Raw genomic sequence first — 21,170 nt, forward strand, 5'->3', positions numbered from 1 at the left:
TTATTGATAATGGGTTGTCCGTTTACTAACCTCTAGTGAGATTACGGAGAGCAGCATACATATAAATACCAGAATCATTGCGACACTAGAGGCTTCTCCAATCTGAAAGGCTTCAAAGGCAGACTGATAATACATATAGAGCAAGGTACGTGTTGATCCCGACGGTCCACCTTGTGTAAGTACGTTAATCTGGTCGTAAGCCTGTAAAGCCCCGATGATCTGTACGATGAACAGAAACAGTGTCGTTGGCGAGATTAGCGGTAAAGTAATACGGCTGAATTTTTGAACAGCATTTGCTCCATCCAGTTGAGCTGCTTCCAGCAGATCCGTAGGGACATTGCGTAGTGCCACCAAGTAAAAAATCATCGCCCAGCCTACCGATTTCCATATTGTCACGAGCAGAACGCCGAGCAGCGCCCATTTAGGGTCTTGAAGCCAACCGATTTTTTCTAGACCTAAGAGGTCAAGTACAGTATTGGCAAGGCCGATTTCGGGTTCATAGATCCAGGACCAGACAATGGATACAGCCGCGGTCGGCGTGACCCAAGGGGAGAACAGCAATACCTGATAGAGGGTAGAGCCTTTCAGCTTCCCGTTCATCAGGAGTGCTAGTCCAAGTCCGATCAGAATAACGGGCAGCACACTTCCGGCACAGAATAACAGAGTCACTCTAAGTGCTTTATAGAAGGCAGGATTGCTGAACAGATCCAGATAGTTGGTTAGTCCGACAAAGGTTTTCTCAGGGCTCATGAAGTCCCATTCGGTAAAGCTGAGATAAAATACATAAAGTAATGGCGCTAGCCAAAATACAACGAATGGAATCATTGCCGGCAAGGTGAAGATCACCGGTTTCAACTCCCCTATAAATCTCGAACGTTTCATTATTCTGTCGATACCCCATTCCATCTTCTGTTTTTTGCGGTATAATTCTGAGGAAAGCTCTTCCGTTCAAAAAAAATTGTACACTCATCGAGCGGCTGCGTGGTCAAGTGGACGTAAAGATCGATGCGAGATTATGTAAAAAATTAAGAGATTAGCGCAGGTAGTTGCTATTTTGTGTAAAATAGAAGGGTAGATTCTAAGTGGAATGAAGGTGCAGCTATGAAACAGGTAGCCTTTGGTGAAGAGAATAAAGACTTATCTCCACGCGAGCAGCTGCTGCGTCCGATGATCGATGCGATTGCTCAGACGATGGACCTATATGGTGCGAATTATTCATTCGGGCAGCTGTATGGAATTATGTTCTTTGAAGACCGTCCGATGACGCTTGAAGAGATGAAGAATGTGATGAATATGAGCAAGAGTAATATGAGCTATGGAGTCCGTTCTTTGATGGCCTCCAAGATGGTCACTAAGCTGGAGGAGAAGCGGGACCGAAAGGATCTGTATGCAGTGGAAACAGATTTCTTTCAGACCTTTAAGAACTTTTTTGGGATGAAGCTACAGCGGGAGATTGATGTCATGAAGCACGCTTTAGACGTTGTCATTCCTGAGCTGGAGGGATTGGTTCAAGCCGTAGATACATCTGAGGAGGAGCGGAAATTCTGCCTGAAGGATCTGGAGAAGCTGGAGCATGCCGTCCAATATTATCATTGGCTGCAGCAGTTCGTGGACGAGCTTGGGGAAGAGAATTACTTCGCAGATAAGAGAAGGTCCTAGACCGTCTACAATCACATATAGATGTACATAATTGTATATAGATCTCCATTTTTGCGGGGTGTTCCTTAAGCCGGTTCAGGCTTGAGGTTCGCCCTCTTTTTTATGATAAAGAAACAAAAATAAGAAGAAAATGTAACCAATAGCAGGTGGAACTTCCATAAAATATATAGTTACATAGGGACAAGAAATGTTGTTAAGGAGATTCTGAGATTGAAAACAAAAAAATATATGCTGCTTGTTGTCATAGTTCTACTGCTGAGCCTTGCTGCTATTTTGAATACACAACGTGAACCTTCAACAATAACTATTAACGTAAATGGTCAAATGATAAAGACGATAGCTGCCAATCCAGCCTCGCCTGATGATCTTATGATCCCGAAGGCGGTAGCTGAACAGGCACTAAATACACAAATCGGCTGGCAGAAATCCGGACCTCTTCCAAAAGGTATTTACTACAGAGATCAGGTGGCTGTGCTGATGTATCATCATCTTTCTGAGAAGCCCATGCCACAGTTTCCTTGGGTGTTATCGGTTGATCGGTTTGATGATCAAATGAATCTGCTGAAGCAGGAAGGTTTTCATGTGATCACCATGGCGGAATACCGCGAATTTATGCTGAATAACGGCGCAGTTCCGGACAATGCAGTGCTGCTGACCTTTGATGATGGATATGAGAGTTTCTATAAATTGGCGTTCCCCGTTTTGCAAAAATACGGATATACAGCCGTCAATTTTGTTATCGTATCTACAATAGATCACCCAGATCCGAATAGCGTACCGAAGCTCACTTGGGAGCAAATGCGGGAAATGAAGCATGCTGGGATGGGATTTTATAGTCATACCTATGATTTGCACCATTATGGGATTGTCGATGCCGAGGGCGGGCAGCGGCCAGCTGCAAGTGCCTTGTTATATGTTGATGATGAGAACAGGAATGAGATGAATGTCGAATACTACAGCAGAGTTACACGTGATCTGGCTAAGGCGGAGCAAAGGCTGAAGGAAGAATTGGGCAATACGGATTCGGCGATTGCTTTTCCTTATGGGTCCTACAATGACAGATTGCTGGCTGTTTGTGATTCGCTGGGGATTTCACTGACCTTCAAAATTGAGGATGGGATTAACACCAGAGCGGATCGGAATGCCGCACGAATTAACGGGGGAAGTGAGACACTTACCGCTGCGTTGACGCTTGATCAGATGAAGCATATCGATTTGCCTATGGAATTGACCTTGAACAACCAAAAGGTGAATATGGTAAGGAATTCTCCTGAAATGAGGAAGGGAACCTTGATGGTTCCGTTTCATCAATTATGCAAAGATCTGCATATAGATATGAAATATGATCCGAAACGCCGAATCGTTGAATTGACTCATATGGATGCAGGAGCATGAAAAGTGTCACTTTTATAGATGATGAGATTACAAAAAGTGAGTAAATTCGTCATTTTAGGCGAATCACTAGTTGCTATAAGTGAATTCCTTACTGTAGACTATAAATAGAGTACTAATTGGTAAGCGAATGGAGAGAACTGATGGAATTGTTTAAGCGTTATTACGCAAATTTAACGGTCCGGCGTTTTTTGATTTTAGGATTGGTTGCTCTACTGCTATTCAGTATTAGAGATATGCTTAATTTGGTACTGTTGACGTTTTTGATTGCGTATGTAATGAATAGCTTTCAAGTGCTGCTCACGAAGCGCATTAACAAATATGTAGCAGTTAACAGCAAAGTAATTATTGTTATTCTATACCTTGCCTTAATCGCTGTAGTTGTCATAACCCTCGTTAATTATCTGCCTAAGGTTTTTATACAGATTAAACAGTTAACGAATTTTTTGACCAATTTGACCCCTGAGAACATCCCGCAAAATGATATAGTGCAGTATATATTCGCCCAGCTTAAGGATTTGAACTATCAGTCGTACATGAAAGACGGTATTGAATATGTCTTGAAAATAAGCAATTGGGGCACCAGCTTTGTTTTATCAACTATTTTGAGCTTTGTATTTATACTTGAGAAGAACAGGATCGTTAGTTTCACTTCCCGCCTTAAAGAGAGCAAAATCTCTTGGTTCTATGTAGAGCTTGAGTATTTTGGCAGAAAATTTATCTCCTCTTTCGGAAAAGTGATCGAAGCACAAATTCTGATCGCGTTGTTTAATACATGCTTTACGGTGATCGGACTCTGGATTTTAGGTTTTCCTTACCTTTTCGCATTATCCATTATGATCTTCTTGCTCAGTTTAATTCCGGTAGTAGGTTTTGTTATCTCGCTAATCCCACTTTGTATTATTGGTTACAATATTGGTGGCCTAGTCATGACGATATACGTACTGGCAATGATTGCCGTACTGCATTTTGTAGAAGGCTACTTCCTAAATCCTAAACTGATGTCATCCAAAATGAATTTGCCTATGTTCTATACGTTTATCGTGTTGTTATTCTCTGAGCATTATCTCGGGGTATGGGGTCTGATTCTGGGGATTCCGATCTTTGTATTCTTCCTTGATATTCTGGAGATTAACAGAGAGAACAAGATAGGAACTTAGGGATTCTGTTATAAAATAAGTGTTAAATATACAAAAACCGGCTAAATGGAAGATCCATTTAGCCGGTTTTTTTGTGTGTATGTTACAGCGTCGCTGTATGTATTCCCTTAACCGAAGGAAGTATGGACACTATCTGAAACGATGTCCCTCAGCTCCGCTTTATATGCCGCATACTGCTCGGTTGTTATGCTTCCAGCGGCTAACCGTGAATCCAATTGATCCGTTAGCTGGGCAACCTGTAGATCGATTACAGCTTCAATATCTTGGCCTTGTTCTGATGCAATATCTTGAAGTGACTTACCGTCATATATGGCCTCGTATAGATCCTCGTCCGTTGGCTGGTTAAGTACCTCCAATAATTCGTCTTGATCCGCGACCTCTGCCGTGGACCATTTAACAGGCGAACTTGCATTAGCGGTAAGACTAGTCCAAGCATTTCCGAAAGACATCACTACAACTACCGTTCCGACTATGATCACTCTTTTTATATCCATTAGAGTCCTCTTTTCTTGTTCTGCAATAACTTATCTTGCTTAAGCATCCGTCTAAAGTATCGTTTAAAATGGGTTCTAACTAGTTATATTGTAACCCGCGAAGCTGAACTGAAGCTTAAGCAATATTAAAAATAACCTAAAGATTTAACACGGCTATGATATAGCGATAATACACCGCAGGTATACTTTCCAGATGAGCTTCATTGCATATTTATGCATTGAATCACAATCAAACAAATGGGGAGTGTTCGGAGTTTTGAGAATAACAGCAAAAGCTAAACGTTTATTTTCCAGCATAATTGCCAGCAGTCTGATGTTGGGAATAATGGCTCCAGCAGGGTATGCCGAAGAGCAGCAACTGGAGACAGAGCAGACATCTTCCGAATTAGAGGCGCATTTTGATGAACAGGTTGAGCTCGACACGCTTTTAAGTCAACCGACTGTAATGGCAGATGTGTACGCGGTACCTAATAATCCAGGAGCGCTACTGATTACAGAAGTTGTTCCGGATACTAAAAATGTAAAAGGGACAGATGGAACCTCTGTAGATGGTTACGAGTTTGTTGAGGTCTACAATAATACGGACAAGCCGGTTAATTTTAAGGATTATTATTTCTTTTATAATGACAAAGATACATGGGCACCTAATGGTGATGCTGTAATACCGGCGCATGGAAATATTGTTTTCTGGATTATGAACGGCAATAATCTGAATGTTCCTACGGAGGATTTCATCAAAAACTTTAATCCTTCTGCAGCTTTGCAGGAAGGAGTGAATCTGTTCCGGATCAACGGTGGCGGGGGGATGGCTAACACTTCTGCGCGTAATTTACAAATTAAAAGCAAAGCAGGAGATACGCTAATTGTTTCTGCTTCCTATGGAAAAGAACAGGTGAAGGAGAATAACGGGATCTTCTATCAATATTTGCAAGCAGATAGCTCCGTTATGAACCTCATGGTGAATTCGGGAACGGTTGTGGCTACGCCTGGAACCGTAGAGGCAGAACAAGTGCCTGAGCTAGTTCCTGGGAACAAGCAGCCAGTAATTGAACATATTGCACAGAGTAGTGTCGATCCAGTCGATCTCCCTATCAGTGCGAAGATTACTAATCTGGAAAGCGGGGCAGATGGATCACTACCTGTAGTGAAGCTACAGTATGGCTCTCCTTCTCAGGCGAAAGATACGGTAATCACCATGACCTCAAAAGGTGGGGATGAATATGCGGCAATGATTCCTGCAGCTGCGCTGGAAGAGCCGGAGCTGCATTACAGCATCCGCGTTAATAATGTGACAGAGAGTTATTCTGTTCATGTGAACCTGCCGGCGTTTGATTCGAATAATGTGCCGCCGTTGTTAATCACAGAGCTGCTGCCGAATTCGACGAATGTAAAAGGAACGAGCAGCGACGCTTTTGAATTCATTGAGATCTATAACAATACTGATGCACCAGTTAATTTCAAGGACTACAAGGTCTATTATCGTTATCCTGATAAAGGTAACGCTTCCGATGTGAAGTGGCCTTCGACGCCAGACAACTTTCTGATTCCTGCACAGCAGTCCGTGGTGTTCTGGGTTATTAATAGTGCCAATAGTACTTACACTGCTAATGATTTCAATACAGAATTCAACACAAACTTAATTGAAGGCACCAATCTCTTTTTGATCAAAAGCGATGGTATGGCGAACTCTGGCCGCCGGGCAGTCGTAATCAAAAGTAACACGGAAAAAGAAATTTCCTCCGCGTATTATGATGCTGACCTCACCTACGATGGTGGAGCTAAAGGTGATGACACCAAAGAGAATAAAGCCCTTCTATATAAGTATCCTGTGAATGGGCTGAGCAAAATGCTCAAGATCAGTACGGGGTCAGCCGTTCCGTCACCAGGCCAGACGGATGTAACACAACTTCCAAACACACCGATCCATGTGGAGCCGGATACAGAGAAACCAACAGTAGAAGATCTGACCGGCGTAACGGAGATTGATCAGTCGCTGGGTCTCGATTTGAAGGCTTTTGCTGATGACAATAAAGCTGTTACTTCTGTGGAAGTTAGAGTGTCTTCGGACAAGCAGCCGGAGGCTGTTAGCCACAATCTATCCCAAGACTTCAACGACAGCTTGTATCACTTTAAATTGACCTCTGCGGATTTGATTGGCAGAAATGAAATCCAGTATTACTTTGTTGTTTCTGATGGAACGAATGAAACACAATCTCCAGTAATAAAAGTAAAAGTTACAGGAGGACAGGATCAATCACCCCTTCGTTTGAATGTGAAGGAAGGGCAGTTGATCAATGGCTCCGTGACCGTAAAGGGAACCTCTGCCACCGCTAAGGCTGATGTCTTAGGCTTGAGCATTGACAGTAAGTTACTGGGCAATAACGAGGCATATAATGCACTGGAGAATGATGCCTACTTTGTATTTGAAGCTAAAAATGTGGACTATTATTTTAAAAATGCGATCACGATGGGACCGGAAGAACTAGGAGATGCCAGTATTCTGTATACCTTTATGGACCCGATTACTACGTATACTACATTGACTTTTCCTATTTCTTCTGCCGCTTTAAAAAAGGGTACGGATAATGTGATTTACATTCGGGCGGGCTCTAAATCATCTCCATTTGATCCTCGTCCTGAGGAGAATAAGGATGATTTTGAAGTAAAAAATGTTCGTCTCCTGCTGGCAGATGGTACCGAAATTTGGGACCCGGCTTATGCAGAACGTGATAAGGAAATCAAGATGGGGGACAGCGCAGGTAAGCATGAATCCCTCGGCTTCCAGTTTGATCTAAAAGCGGATTTGTTCCGTTCAAAGGCGTACAACTGGAATACTAAGGAAGCAACTGACGGAGAACATAAAGTAACGCTTACCGAAGGTGGAACGAAAGTATCATCAAACGTAATTGTCGACAACACGCCACCATCCATCAAAGCATCCATAGAAGAAGGACAAACTTACCGTGGCAATTTTGAAATTGCTGCTGAAGTTAAGGATACTTATGCGGGTGTAGATAAGGTCAGCGTGAAGCTGGATGGTAATGTTATTGAACTGCCCTATGCTACTTCATCCGGGAAGTTGTCGGCTGGGGATCATACGCTTTCTATCACAGCCTTAGACAGGATTGGCAATCAGGCAGAAAAGGTCATTACATTCCATGTACCGAATGAGAATCCATTTGCGCCACTGCTTATTTCTCCTACAAACTGGGAGACCGCTGTAGGTACTAATCCGACTTTAAAGGTTAAGGTTGAAGATCCTAATCAGGATAAGATAAACGTTACCTTCTTTAGAGGATTTAAGTACGATGCTAACCATCCGGAGCAAGGCTTTGCTGGGTTTATAAATGCATCCGATACAGAGCCGCCGAAACAATCCGTACCTGCGGGCGAACAAGCGCTTAGCAGTGATGACTACAGTAAAATAAGTGCGGTGGACGGACAATATTTAATTAATGATGCTGTCGATCAATTCCCTTATCAGCGTTATGAAATTAAGCTGGATGAGTCGGTTAAGGCGTCAGATCGTGTAGATATTGAATGGAAAGGGAATTCGTTGCCGGGACGAAAAGTAAGTCTCTACGCATGGAGTCCAGCTCAACAAAAATGGGTACAGCTGGATCATTTAATCGCTGGAACAGAGGATTTTGAGCTGAAATCCACGGTTACAGCTGGAGAATATGCTAATGGAAATAGCATTGCCGTAATGGTTCAGGATGAAATTGCTTCTGTGGCTAAGACAGCACCTACAGTAACACAAGATACGTATGACTTCTCTTTTGTATGGATGTCTGATACACAATATTATTCACAGAGCTACCCTTACATTTACCGTAAAAATGTAGAATGGATAGCTGACAACAAAGAGAGCTTGAACCTGAAATACGTTATTCATACAGGAGATATCGTGGATAAATCCTATCAGGAGTATGAGTGGAAGGAAGCTGACCGGGACATGAAGGTTCTGGAGGAAGCTAACATTCCTTATGGTGTTCTTGCAGGTAATCATGACGTAGGTCATCAAACCGGGGATTACACGAAATTCTGGGAGTATTTTGGAGAGTGGAGATTCAAGAATATGCCGACCTTTGGTGGCTCTTATGACAACAACAGGGGCCATTACGATTTAGTGTCTGCGAACGGAAATGATTTTGTTATTGTATACATGGGCTGGGGATTGGCTGAGGAAGAAATCGAATGGATGAATGAGATCGTTGCCCGTTATCCAGAGCGTAAAGCGATTCTTTGTCTCCATGAATACTTGCTGGTTTCTAATAACCGGGCACCTATTGCGGATAAGATTTTTGAGATGGTTGTGAAACCTAATAAAAACGTAATCGCAGCACTGTCCGGCCATTATCATGATGCTGAGCTTAAAGTAGACGAGCTGGATGATAACGGTGACGGTATTCCAGACCGCAGTGTCTATCAAATGCTGGCAGATTATCAAGGCGCTGAAGAAGGGGGTCTCGGCTATATCCGACTGCTTCAGTTCGATGTTGCTAATAACAAACTTCGCGTGAAGACTTATTCGCCTTATTTGGATGATTATAACTACTATGATGAAGACGAATATCCAGGCAAAGATGAGTTCGTTCTGGATCTGGATTTACAGCCTGTGACTAAACGTGTGGCTACCGACTATATCGGAGTCAAGGTTTACAGCGATCAGGAAATTGCGGCCAATCCACAAGTAGAGAGTGGCGCGGAGACTCAGGTCACTTGGAGTAAGCTGAATCCGGATAGCTACTACCAATGGTATACAAAGGTTGAGGATGATCACTCCGGTAGTGTGCTTTCAGATATCTGGGGCTTTTACACTGGAAAAGAGGATGTGACGCCGACACCAGAGGTGACACCGACACCAGAGGTAACGCCGACACCAGAGGTATCGCCATTGCCAGAAGTGACGCCATCGCCAGAAGTGACGCCTACACCAGCACCAGAGGTGACAACGGCACCTCCGGTAGTTTCACCAGTGCCAACAGTGACTCCAACGCCTACAGCCACACCTGGAGCGGGAAAAGGAAACATTGAACTGGCATTAGGAAGTAATGGGACGTATACAGCTGATCCGTCAGCCTTGAAGAAACTGATAGAGGAAGCTGCTACAGGGGGAAGCCTAAAGATTAGCGCAGGCGGAGCAACCTCGGCTCAAGATCAGATTAGAATTGCTCTTGATGCAGCCGCTGTTCAACAGGCTGTCGATAAGAAGTTGAATTTGAATATTGTTTCATCTAACGTTACCTTGAGCGTACCAACAAGCTCCTTACCAGCCATTCCGGCAGGCAGTGATATGCTGCTACTAAGCATTGATACGAGTATGATATCTGTACAGGCCAATGACGCTGGAATGAGTCCATTCAGAGCTAACGTTACGCTGAACCTCAGTACATCTGCAGGAGGCAAAGAAACGGCTATCCACCAGCTTAAAGGTGCTGTTACGATTACCTTGACGCTGACTAAGGAACAGCTTGCTAAGCTTGATACAGATTTTGCGGGTGTCTATTATGTAAATGGCAGCACGTTGGAATATTTGGGTGGAGTGTTTAAGGATAATACCGTTACCTTCACAACAAATCACTTTTCCTCCTTTGCGGTGCTGGAATACCATAAGCAATTTAGGGATACTGCTGGTCACTGGGCAGAGTCGTATATTTCCAAGCTGACGGCTAAGCATGTGATTAAAGGGATCGACGATACGCATTATGGACCACAGGCGAATGTAACCCGTGCAGATTTTGTTACACTGGCCGTTCGTTCTCTCGGATTGGATGAAGCAAATGGGGCTATCGTACAGAGTGCTTTTGCAGATGTATCTAAAGATGCTTATTATGCACAGTCGATAGACAAAGCTGTCCAGCTTGGATTGATCCAAGGCAGTGATGGCAAGTTCCGACCTAAAGATGCGATTACTCGTGAGGAGGCGGCAGTTGTCCTGCAGAAACTGATGCAGTATAAAGCAGGATTGCAAGCTTCCGTTGCTGCTGCTGCAAGCTTTAAGGATATGAATAGTGTATCTGAGTGGGCGAAGCAAGCGGTAATTGATTTGCAAGCAAAGGGAATCCTTGACGGCAAGGGCGACAATAACTTTGACCCTCGTGGCAAAGTGACCCGTGCTGAAATCGCAAAACTGTTATATGGAATAATCAAATTATAAGATAGGTTGGCAAAGGCAGGCAGAGGTGACTCTGGCCTGCTTTTTGTCTTTTTTGCGTGTAGTCTCCTTTTTCTTCTATGTAAAAAGGAAATTTCCACTATTCATATGATTTTTCATATATAATATTTTTGAATTAATTTTTAATTTTCAGAATCTTTCAAAATAAAAGGTAGATTGCAAGGAGTGCAAGTGAAATTAAATATCTCCAATCTGCCAATTCAGGAGTCGGGTAAAATATATTTACCAGTTAGAGCGTTATTTACCGGCCGTATCATCTTTTATGCAGGTTTATGATGAAGACAGCCATGCGCTTGTACTGGAAAGTGGTCTATAAGCTTCCAAGTTGGAGGGCACCTTTGAGGGTGTTCTTTTTTTGAATATATAAAATACTTACTTGACAGGTAGGAATAAAGGGGTATATGATATCACCAATACTTAAACAGTAATTAAATGAACAGTGAAATAATTCAACTGAGCTGATTGGACCACCAAAGGCTCCCGTACTTTTCCCTTGTCAGGGGTAGGTGCTGGGAGTCTTTTTTTATGGGCTGATTGGGAGAAAGCAGAGGTAAGTAAGCCATGAGCGAACAATATTGGAGACAGCTGGAGGAGACAGATTGGGCATTTCGCAAGGCGGTTCGCAGATTCGTGAAAGAGCGGGATAAGGTCGCCGTAGCAGGCATCTCCTTACCAGGCATGCTGATTCTGCACAAAATCATTCGTGATGGTGAACAAAGGCTAGGAGACTTAGCGGATGAACTAGACTTCACCTCAGGTGCGATTACCGCATTGAGCGATAAGCTTGAGGCGGGTGGATATACCGTGCGCAGACGTAAAGAAGGCGACCGTAGAACGGTAATGCTGGATATTACGGATAAAGGCCGCAAGCTGGCGGAGCAGAACAGCAACATCGGAGAACGATGTATTTCGCTTTTGTTTGAGGGGTTTACGGAGGAGGAATTGGCGCAGCAAAATGACTTTTATCAGCGGATCATTAGCAATTTGGAAGGATTCTCGGATATCCTGCTGAAGCTCGCCAAGGAGAATGCAGAGACCTCTCCAACCCTTGAACAGAAGCCACGAACAACCACCAAAAAAAGTAATTATCTTAGCTACTAAAAATTGAACGTAGGAGAGATGAACGATGGGACATTCAACCATTTATCCAACTGGAGCAACCGTATATAACCCTAACAAAGCCTGGAGTGGCTATACCGTATTTCAAGCTGGTGAAGAAGGTGTTGTACTGATTGATATGAACGGTAAAGAGGTGCATTTGTGGAAGGGGCTGCTTGGATTTCCGGCTAAAATCTTCCCGGGTGGTTATGTGCTGGGCAGCACAGGAAGAAGAGATCCTAAATTCGGAATACAGGATAATGTAGATCTGGTACAGGTGGACTGGGATGGGAACATCGTGTGGAAATATAACAGCTATGAACATATAGAAGATCCGGGTTATGAACCCCTCTGGTATGCCCGCCAGCATCATGACTATCAGCGCGAAGGCAATCCGGTCGGATATTTTGCACCGGGGCTTGAACCCAAGGTAGACAGTGGAAAAACGCTAATTCTTGCTCATAAAAACATCTACAATCCTCAAATCTCCGACAAACAATTGCTTGATGACACGATCCTTGAGGTGGACTGGGAGGGGAATATCGTCTGGGAGTGGGCTCCAAATGAACATTTTGATGAGCTAGGCTTTGATGAAGCGGCCAAAAATGTACTATTTCGTGATCCTAACTCACGCTCTTTCGGAAATCTAGGTGGTGGTGTTGGAGACTGGCTGCATATCAATTCGGCTTCTTATGTAGGACCCAATAAGTTTTACGATGCAGGGGATGAGCGTTTCCATCCGGATAACGTGATCTGGGATGCGCGTGAAGCAAATATTATTGCGATCACGGATAAGCGTACCGGAGCCATCGTTTGGAGAATCGGTCCGGATTACTCGCTGCCAGAAGTGAAGCATATCGACTGGATCATTGGCCAGCATCATGCGCACATCATTCCGAAAGGTTTGCCGGGAGAAGGCAACTTACTTGTATTCGATAACGGGGGCTGGGGCGGTTATGGTCTTCCAAATCCATCTTCTCCTTTTGGGCAAAAAAATGCACTCCGCGACCACTCGCGAATTCTGGAGATTAATCCCGTGACCCTTGAGATTGAGTGGCAATATACAGCAGCAGAAGCAGGTTTCTCTGTCCCAACCGATTCTTATAAATTCTACAGTCCATATATCAGCTCCGCTCAACGGCTTTTGAATGGCAACACCTTAATTACAGAAGGTTCTAACGGCAGACTCTTTGAAGTTACGCCAGAACATGAACTGGTATGGGAATATATTTCGCCATTTACGGACTCCAGAAATACCAACATGGTCTATCGTTCCTACCGTGTGCCTTATGCATGGGTACCACAGCTGGAAACGCCAGTTGAACAAGCGATTGAGCCAATAGACGTAACGCAGTTCAGAGTCCCGGGGTCTGCACCTAAAGGATCGGATTCTGTGGTAAGTGTGGCGACAACCCTGCCATTTGTTGAAGGAGCTGCTTGTGTGGCGACGACGGATGAAGGCAGCAGCCGCAAGGTAAATTAACAAATTTGAGGAGATGTGTCGGTTGAAAAAATCATGGATCAGCTCAAGCTTTCTGCTCTTATCTTTATCAGTGGTTATCCTTTTATCGGGCTGCAGCTCCAAGGGTGACGCGTCTGCCTCTAATGCCGCTAAAGAGGGAGCGGCGAACAGCAAAGAAGAGACATTAAAGATAAAAATTGCTGACATCAATACGAATCCCACTTTTCGGGTGGCACTAGATAAAGGCATCTTTGCCAAACACGGGATTGACGCTGAACTGGTCAACTTTGGTTCCCCTGCGGAAGGTGTAAATGCCCTTTTTATTAAACAGGTGGATGTGGCTTTCGGGGCAGACTTCCCCTTGCTGAATGCAGTGGCGAAGGGCGATTATGCTATTATCGCCTCGGCGGGATTAGCGACTGATGAAGCGTCCACTGAATGGAAATTGTTCGTACAGGACGATATTCAGAAGGCTGAAGACTTGAAGGGGAAGAAGCTGAGTTTCATACGCGGTACCTTCATTCCGTACCTTTGGGATGAATATTTGAAAGAGCATAATGCTGCTCTCAGTGATGTGGAGTTGATAGGACAGGGTGCCTTTGATGAAGCTTATACCGCTTTGAAGCAAGGTGCTGTGGATGGAGCATGGTTTTATGGTTCGGTTCTGAATGATAAGCTCTATGCACTTAAAGGTGTTCATGAACTGACGGATATGTCTAAAACCACGGTTCGATTGGGGATGGGGATTGTAACGGGAAATGATTTTGCGGCTAAGAATCCGCAAGGTATAGCGAATTTCCTAGCAGCGGTGGATGAAGCCGGAGCCTATGCTCAGGCTCACCCAGATGAGGTTGCTGATCTGATGTATAAGGAAGTGAAGCAGCCTAAGGAATCAACGATAAAAGATCTGCCGAATAATCCGTGGGCACTAGGATTTACTCAAGCAGCGTATGACAGTTTGACCAAGCAGAAGACATATATGGTCGACAACGGAATCATTGAGAAGGATTTCGATCTGGATAGCAAACTGAATCTCGAGCCGCTGGCGAAGGCATTGCCAGAAGAGGTTACGTACAAGAAATAGGGGGGTTCAGCATGTCATTACCTGCTAAGCAGCATACCATTCATATTGAGCAGCTCCGTAAAAGCTACAGCGAACCGACTGCTGGGGACGTTCACTACATTATAAAAGATGTAGATCTCGTAATTAAAGGTGGGCAATTCTTCGTTCTGCTCGGGCCGAGTGGTTGCGGGAAATCAACACTGCTGAATATGATCGCCGGGTTTGTCTCCAAATCCGGTGGGCATCTACGGGTGGATAATGTAGAGGTGAATAAGCCTGGCAGAGATCGGGCGGTGGTGTTCCAGCAGGCGGATTCCTCCTTATTCCCTTGGTTAACCGTTCGTCAGAATGTGGAGTTCGGATTGCGGATGAAGAAAATCGCAAAGGCGGAACGGCACACAATATCGGATAGGTTCATCGGGCTTGTTGGGCTGAACGGGCATGAGGAGAAGTTCCCGAAGGAGCTGTCTGGGGGGATGAAGCAGCGTGTTCAGCTGGCTCGGGTGCTGGCGAATGATCCAGCGATTCTGCTGATGGATGAGCCATTTGGTGCGCTGGATGCGATGACGCGCCGAACGATGCAGAAGGAATTGGTCAACATTTGGCGCCAGACACATAAGACGGTGATTTTTGTAACTCATGATATTCAGGAGGCGTTATTGCTGGGGGAACGAATTGGCATTATGTCCGTAGGACCGTCCTCTAATATTACGGATATTTATGATAATACACTGCCGTATCCGCGGGACGTAACCTCACCGGAATTCTACTCGTTATACAATCAAATTCAAGGTCATTTCGAAGAATAGGATAGGGTGAGACAGATGAGAAAATGGGTGGAGAAGAAGTGGGTTTCCGTAACCCTTCTATGGATTACCGCGCTCTGCGTCTGGCAGCTTGGAGCTGTAATCTATGGCCCCGATGTGATCCCCGGACCATGGAGTACACTTAAGGGCGGACGGGAGCTGCTGGAAGACGGAACCTTGCTGCAATATATCGGGATTAGCTTTTACCGGGTGCTCATTGGTTGGGTACTCGGCAGTTTACTGGCGATTCCCGTAGGGCTAATCATTGGGAAGGTGAACTTGATCCGTATTTTTGCGGAGCCTTTCCTGAACTTTATCCGTTTTATCCCGCCGATTGCATTCATTACATTGTTCTTAGTATGGTTTGGTATTGGGGAGCAGTCGAAGATTGCGTTAATTATGTACGCTACCTTTTTTATCGTGGTGCTGAATACTTTAACCGGTGTGATGTCCGTGGAAGAGGACAAAATCCGCTCAGCCCGCAGTATGGGCGCCAGTGAGTGGCAAATTCTGATTCATGTGGTCGTTCCGGCGACGATCCCTTATATTTTTACGGGTATCCGGTTAGCGATGGGCACCTCATATATGGCGATTATCGGCGCGGAAATGATTGCTTCGAACGAAGGTGTAGGTTATCTGATCTGGAATTCCCGGTTGTTTTTCCGTACGGATTGGATCTTTGTCGGGTTATTCTGCCTTGGCTTTATGGGCTTCTTTACGGATCGGCTTTTTGGCTGGTTCGGTAAGAAGGTGCTTTACAGATACGGTGTTGTCAGTGTGGCAGCGCGTAGACGGTAGTTATATTCATACATGTAAAACTGCCTGGAAATGTCGGGCAGTTTTTTACTTGGACTGAAGTTTATACGAATATTTTTTGTCATTGTAATTAAATTGGATGGAATCCAGTGATGAGGGATTAAGAGAATAATCATTTATTTTTTCTTTGTTGCCAGTCAGAAGATTATAAATATAAACTTCGTAACTATAGCTACCATCTGCATTTCCAGGAAGTATGGAAACCGATAGATAAAGTTTTTCTTTTTCATCAACTGCATAACTATAAAATTTACCTCCAGATGAATGGAATTGAGCAATTTCTTTATTAGATGTTGGATCGTCTACTTTCATCACCCAAGCTTGTTCTCGTATCGGCTGAGCTCCATCAGTGAAAATGGAAAAGGTATGATAGAGGATATAATCATCTAATCCAAAAACGCCGCTAACCAACAGAACAGCATCGCCATCATTTAAAGGTAACGTCAATAGCTTCTTGGACTTTTCTACAGCTAGTGATTTTTCATTAGGAGAACTTAAATAGAAAGTGAATGGCTCTGTTGGAAAATAAAATGGATTTGCTTCTGTTCCAGGGGCAATGTTCATTTTTGGGGCTGGCAACCATACGATACCGGCAGAGGTTTTGACAGCGTAGTTGTATTGTTCTGTATTCTGATCACGTAATGGGAGGGTGTAAAGATCACTGTTTATTTGAATGATTTTATTACTTGTATCTGGCGTGTTATTTTTAGGAGGAGTAGCTGCATTGTTGCAAGCTGAGATAAGCAAAGTACATAGAAATAAACCTGTTACCATCTGAATTTTTGTAAACAGCATTTTTCAAGCTCCTCTGAGGGTCATTTCTTATTATGAATAAATACTACTATACATCAGTAAAGTTCTATTTTAGTGTAATTATTGTAATTATTTTCATAAAAACATTTCTAAGGGAAACGGCGGTCATCTAAAAAAGACGACAGGTCGTTTCTTTTTATTTACAAATATTCCTATTCTCCTTAATGCCGCGAAAATAGTACACGCCTATACTGCAATTGGGTGCCTAACAGTTGGAGCATAAAGAGCCCGCAAATAAGAAATAGGAGTGAAGGGGAAATCATGAAAAAAGGGATCAACAATCAATTATCGATGGGTCTAATGTTATCCTTGCTCGTCCTGTTGCTTGCTGCTTGTGGAAATTCGGCCAAGGCTGAAGAAACAACGAATGGAAAGGCTGGCACCAAAGAATTAAGTCTGACTGAGATCGAGAGTAAAGCTAAAGAAGAGGGCAGTATCATCAGTGTAGGAATGCCGGATTCCTGGGCGAACTGGAAAGATACATGGAGTGATATGAACAGTAAGTATGGTCTTACACATTCGGATACCGATATGTCGAGCGCGGAGGAAATTGCCAAGTTTGATGCGGAAAAAGACAAACCAACGGCCGACATCGGAGATGTGGGGATTGCGTTTGGATCGGTTGCTGTGGATAAAGGGGTAACCCAGCCTTATAAAACATCCTACTGGGATGAAATCCCCGATTGGGCTAAGGATAAGGACGGGAATTGGATCGTCGGCTATCAAGGCACCATTTCTTTTCTGACTAACACTAAGCTCGTGGCGAATCCACCGAAGAGCTGGGAAGATCTGAAGAACGGTAACTACAAAATCATCGTTGGTGATGTAACCAAGGCTGCTCAAGCACAGATGGCTGTATTGGCCGCAGCGATGGCCTTTGGTGGCGATGAGTCGAACATTGAACCGGGGATTGCTTTTTTCGAGGATTTAGCTAAAAAAGGACGTCTCTCCAATGCAGAAGCTTCCCTTGCCAACATTGAAAAAGGGGAAGTAGAAGTTACCCTGCTGTGGGATTTCAACGCTTTGAACTATAGAGACCAGATCAACAAAGATGGCTTCGCAGTAGCCATTCCTCAGGAAGGCAGTGTCGTGAGCGGGTATGCCACGATCATCAACAAATATGCGCCGCATCCTAACGCGGCGAAGCTTACACGCCAATACATCCTTAGCGATGAAGGACAGATTAATCTTGCCAAAGGTTACGCTCGTCCGATCCGTGACAGTGTAACGTTGCCGGATGATGTTGCAGCTAAGCTACTGCCAAAAGAGGAATATGTTAACGCTAAGCCTGTTGGTGATTACAAGGTATGGGAAGAGACGGCAAAAACCATTCCTCAATTGTGGCAGGAACGTGTGCTTGTACATTTGAATTAGTATTCATTTCTCCCCAAAAAAGAAGCAGGGCGCCTTCGTCATGATGCCGTAAGGCGCCTTTGTTCTATTCCCGCGACAAGGAGCGAGTAAGATGAAACAAAGAAGCCGCGGTGTGATCCTGGCACTTATTCCATTTGCACTAATGGTGTTAGCCTTTCAACTGGTACCTATACTATCCATGCTGACGGGAAGCTTTCGCACAGCGGACGGAACGGGATTTACGTTAGGCAATTATCTGCATGCGTTGCAAAGTGCCTATTACATGCAGGCGATTAAGAACAGTCTGCTAATCTCCATAATCTCAAGTCTGATAGGGATCATTGTCGGGCTTTTTTGTGCTTATTGCATTACCCGGTTTACCCCGAGAGTACGCGATAGACTTCTGATGCTGTCGAATATGACCTCTAACTTCGCAGGTGTTCCGCTGGCTTTTGCTTATATCATTTTGCTCGGAAATAATGGGGTGTTTACACTCTTATTTAAACAGTGGGGCTGGAGTGTTTTTGCCGATTTTGATCTATATAGCTGGTCAGGTCTAATACTGGTGTATGTATACTTTCAGGTTCCGTTAGCCTTACTGCTTTTGTACCCGTCCTTTTACGGAATTCGTGAGCAGTGGAGAGAGGCAGCGTCCTTACTGGGGGCTGGGCCTTGGCAGTTCTGGAAGACGATAGGCCTGCCTATTCTAACTCCAGCGATCTTCGGCACACTTGGAATTCTTTTTGCTAATGCAATGGGGGCTTATGCCACGGCTTACGCATTGGTTGGCGGAAATTACAATCTGTTGGCGGTACGTATCGGTTCACTGGTTGCCGGAGATGTGGTTACACAGCCACAAATGGGGAGTACGCTTGCTGTTCTGCTTGGTCTGACTACGATTTTGGCGGTTTATCTGAACCATTTAATGGTGCGGCGTGCGGAGAGGTTCGGAACGAAAGCACTCAGTAAACCGGATGTGAAAATCAAAGCTTCCCGGCGTTTATGGACAGCTCGTGAGGAGGCAGGGCAATGAATATACGTAAAGCAGGCTTTGCTCCACGCACCTTCATGCTGCTGCTCATGGTGTATTTGCTGCTTCCTCTTTTGGCAACGGGTATTTATGCTTTTGCACAAGATTGGCAGAATACCTTGCTGCCCCGAGCTTGGACGCTGAATTGGTTTGGGGAAATGTTTGAGGATATTCGCTTTCTGGAGGCGCTTTGGACCTCGCTTTATTTATGCCTGATCAGCGTGGTGCTGAGTCTAGCCGTGATGCTGCCAGCTGTTTTTGTCATCACCCTCTATTTTCCGCGTTGGGAGAGCTTTATGAAAGGTATTGTTGTTTTGCCTTATGCGGTGCCTGGTGTTGTGGCTGCGGTAGGTCTTATTCGTACCTATTCCTCTGGTCCCTTTGATATCGCTGGAACAGCGTATTTATTAGTGGGGGCATATTTTGTGGTCATCCTTCCCTATATGTATCAGGGCATTCGCAATAGTCTGTTAACGGTTAATGCCGTTGAACTGCTGCATGCTGCGGAGCTGCTTGGTGCCCGCCGAAGAACGGCCTTCGTGAATGTGATTTTGCCTAATATATGGCCTGGGGTTATCGTCTCTACACTGTTATCATTTTCAGTTCTATTCGGCGAATTTGTCCTTACGAACATGTTAGTTGGCGGACATATTCAGACGATTCAGGTATATCTATATCAAAGGGTTGGTGAAAGTGGACATTTAGCCAGCGCGATTGCGATCTCTTATTTTCTGTTTATTCTAATTCTTTCGATGGTACTCATGAAGCTCGGTAAAAAGATGGGAGGGGGCGTTAAGGGATGAATGATTATCTAAAGCTGCAGGCTGTACGCAAAATGTTTGGGAATACCTGTGTGTTAGACGATGTTGATTTGGAGATCCGTGAAGGTGAACTTGTGACACTGCTAGGCCCCTCCGGTTGTGGAAAAAGCACATTGCTACGCTGCATAGCCGGTCTTTCAGAGCTGGATGGCGGCAGAATTCTTTTGGAAAATAAAGATCTGGGAAGTTTGCCGCCCCGTAAGCGCGAGGTAGGAATGGTGTTTCAGTCTTATGCCTTGTTCCCCAATCTGACGGTGAGCCAAAATATCGAGTATGGAATGAAAATGCGGGGATTATCGAAATCAGCCCGCCATCATCGCTGCGCGGAATTGCTGGCATTGGTCGATCTGGAGGATAAACGGGATGTATATCCGCAGTCCCTCTCCGGTGGACAGCAGCAGCGGGTAGCGCTGGCTCGTTCTCTAGCGGTGCAGCCCAAAGTATTGCTGCTGGATGAACCCTTAAGCGCACTAGATGCTAAGATACGCAAGAATTTACGTGCAGAAATTCGTGATATCCAAAAAAGGTTTAACATGACGACACTATTCGTGACGCATGATCAGGAGGAAGCGCTGATTCTTTCTGACCGCATCTGTATTATGAACGGTGGCCGGATTGTGCAGGATGGCACACCTGAGGGGTTGTACTCCGCACCACGGACAGAGTTCGTTGCCCGGTTTATGGGCAGTTACAATGTATTGACCCGATCAGAAGTGATGACGTTGTTCCGGGGGATAGATAGCACGAAGGACCGCTTTGCTATTCGGCCTGAGGCGGTTACGCTGCTGCATGAGGGTGCGGGACTTCACGAGGTTGCTGCCGGAGTGCAACTGGTGGATGGCATCATTAAATCTGTCTCCGTGTTGGGCAATATTATTAGGTGTACGGTAGAGGTAGAAGACATTTGCTTAACGGTTGATCTTTTAAATGACGGACGCTGGCTGAGGCTGGTGGAAGGGGCTAACGTCACCTTGGCTCTGAAACCTTCTGAGCTGCTGCATCTGGAACGAGAGGGAGCGTAATAA

At 44.7% G+C, this 21,170-nt stretch carries 16 protein-coding genes; 13 read left to right on the plus strand and 3 right to left on the minus strand.

From position 1 onward, the window contains the following. Positions 1-882: a carbohydrate ABC transporter permease gene (locus tag MHB56_RS15925; protein WP_341143741.1), complete on the minus strand. Its 882-nt coding sequence runs from the start codon at positions 880-882 to the stop codon at positions 1-3. Positions 883-1,101: 219 nt separating this feature from the next. Between MHB56_RS15925 and MHB56_RS15930 the strand changes: the two genes are divergently transcribed. The 3 genes from MHB56_RS15930 to MHB56_RS15940 all read left to right on the plus strand — a co-directional run bounded on the left by MHB56_RS15930 (position 1,102) and on the right by MHB56_RS15940 (position 4,211). Further along, positions 1,102-1,659 (plus strand): GbsR/MarR family transcriptional regulator, encoded by a 558-nt coding sequence (locus MHB56_RS15930; RefSeq protein WP_341143742.1) that lies wholly within the window; start codon positions 1,102-1,104, stop codon positions 1,657-1,659. A 210-nt stretch (positions 1,660-1,869) separates the two neighbouring features. Beyond that, positions 1,870-3,054 (plus strand): polysaccharide deacetylase family protein, encoded by a 1,185-nt coding sequence (locus tag MHB56_RS15935; protein ID WP_248549159.1) that lies wholly within the window; start codon positions 1,870-1,872, stop codon positions 3,052-3,054. A gap of 140 nt (positions 3,055-3,194) precedes the next feature. Continuing rightward, positions 3,195-4,211, plus strand: coding sequence for an AI-2E family transporter (locus MHB56_RS15940; RefSeq protein ID WP_076101160.1), 1,017 nt, complete (start codon positions 3,195-3,197; stop codon positions 4,209-4,211). Positions 4,212-4,318: 107 nt separating this feature from the next. Here the strand turns inward: MHB56_RS15940 and MHB56_RS15945 are convergent, their stop codons facing one another. After that, entirely contained in the window at positions 4,319-4,705 is a 387-nt protein-coding gene (locus MHB56_RS15945; RefSeq protein ID WP_038568262.1) for a hypothetical protein, read from the minus strand. A 256-nt stretch (positions 4,706-4,961) separates the two neighbouring features. Between MHB56_RS15945 and MHB56_RS15950 the strand changes: the two genes are divergently transcribed. The 6 genes from MHB56_RS15950 to MHB56_RS15975 all read left to right on the plus strand — a co-directional run bounded on the left by MHB56_RS15950 (position 4,962) and on the right by MHB56_RS15975 (position 16,110). Further along, on the plus strand, positions 4,962-10,865 hold the full coding sequence (locus tag MHB56_RS15950) for an S-layer homology domain-containing protein (RefSeq protein ID WP_341143743.1): 5,904 nt from the start codon (positions 4,962-4,964) through the stop codon (positions 10,863-10,865). A gap of 579 nt (positions 10,866-11,444) precedes the next feature. Further along, complete coding sequence (locus MHB56_RS15955) at positions 11,445-11,984, plus strand: MarR family winged helix-turn-helix transcriptional regulator (protein WP_036687318.1); 540 nt, start codon at positions 11,445-11,447, stop codon at positions 11,982-11,984. Positions 11,985-12,009: 25 nt separating this feature from the next. After that, complete coding sequence (locus MHB56_RS15960; RefSeq protein WP_076192518.1) at positions 12,010-13,464, plus strand: aryl-sulfate sulfotransferase; 1,455 nt, start codon at positions 12,010-12,012, stop codon at positions 13,462-13,464. A gap of 13 nt (positions 13,465-13,477) precedes the next feature. Further along, positions 13,478-14,527 carry an ABC transporter substrate-binding protein gene (locus MHB56_RS15965; RefSeq protein ID WP_445667745.1) on the plus strand — a complete coding sequence of 350 codons (1,050 nt, stop codon included), beginning with the start codon at positions 13,478-13,480 and terminating at the stop codon, positions 14,525-14,527. Positions 14,528-14,538: 11 nt separating this feature from the next. After that, positions 14,539-15,315 (plus strand): ABC transporter ATP-binding protein, encoded by a 777-nt coding sequence (locus tag MHB56_RS15970; protein ID WP_076220059.1) that lies wholly within the window; start codon positions 14,539-14,541, stop codon positions 15,313-15,315. Positions 15,316-15,330: 15 nt separating this feature from the next. Beyond that, complete coding sequence (locus tag MHB56_RS15975; protein ID WP_036687327.1) at positions 15,331-16,110, plus strand: ABC transporter permease; 780 nt, start codon at positions 15,331-15,333, stop codon at positions 16,108-16,110. A gap of 45 nt (positions 16,111-16,155) precedes the next feature. Here the strand turns inward: MHB56_RS15975 and MHB56_RS15980 are convergent, their stop codons facing one another. Beyond that, positions 16,156-16,923 carry a hypothetical protein gene (locus MHB56_RS15980; RefSeq protein WP_341143745.1) on the minus strand — a complete coding sequence of 256 codons (768 nt, stop codon included), beginning with the start codon at positions 16,921-16,923 and terminating at the stop codon, positions 16,156-16,158. A 279-nt stretch (positions 16,924-17,202) separates the two neighbouring features. On the opposite strand from MHB56_RS15980, the gene MHB56_RS15985 reads away from it, so the two are divergent. From MHB56_RS15985 to MHB56_RS16000, 4 genes are all read left to right on the plus strand, one after another. After that, positions 17,203-18,315 carry an ABC transporter substrate-binding protein gene (locus MHB56_RS15985; RefSeq protein ID WP_280753347.1) on the plus strand — a complete coding sequence of 371 codons (1,113 nt, stop codon included), beginning with the start codon at positions 17,203-17,205 and terminating at the stop codon, positions 18,313-18,315. 91 nt (positions 18,316-18,406) lie between these two features. Continuing rightward, positions 18,407-19,327 carry an ABC transporter permease gene (locus MHB56_RS15990; RefSeq protein ID WP_248549155.1) on the plus strand — a complete coding sequence of 307 codons (921 nt, stop codon included), beginning with the start codon at positions 18,407-18,409 and terminating at the stop codon, positions 19,325-19,327. Further along, positions 19,324-20,127 (plus strand): ABC transporter permease, encoded by an 804-nt coding sequence (locus tag MHB56_RS15995; protein WP_076186152.1) that lies wholly within the window; start codon positions 19,324-19,326, stop codon positions 20,125-20,127. The genes MHB56_RS15990 and MHB56_RS15995 overlap by 4 nt, the downstream gene beginning before the upstream one ends. Continuing rightward, on the plus strand, positions 20,124-21,167 hold the full coding sequence (locus MHB56_RS16000) for an ABC transporter ATP-binding protein (RefSeq protein WP_248549154.1): 1,044 nt from the start codon (positions 20,124-20,126) through the stop codon (positions 21,165-21,167). Before MHB56_RS15995 ends, MHB56_RS16000 begins: the two co-directional genes overlap by 4 nt. The last annotated feature ends 3 nt before the right edge of the window (positions 21,168-21,170 follow it).

It is taken from the genome of Paenibacillus sp. FSL H8-0315 (assembly GCF_038005365.1).
GTDB classification, from domain to species: Bacteria; Bacillota; Bacilli; order Paenibacillales; family Paenibacillaceae; genus Paenibacillus_AQ; species Paenibacillus_AQ odorifer.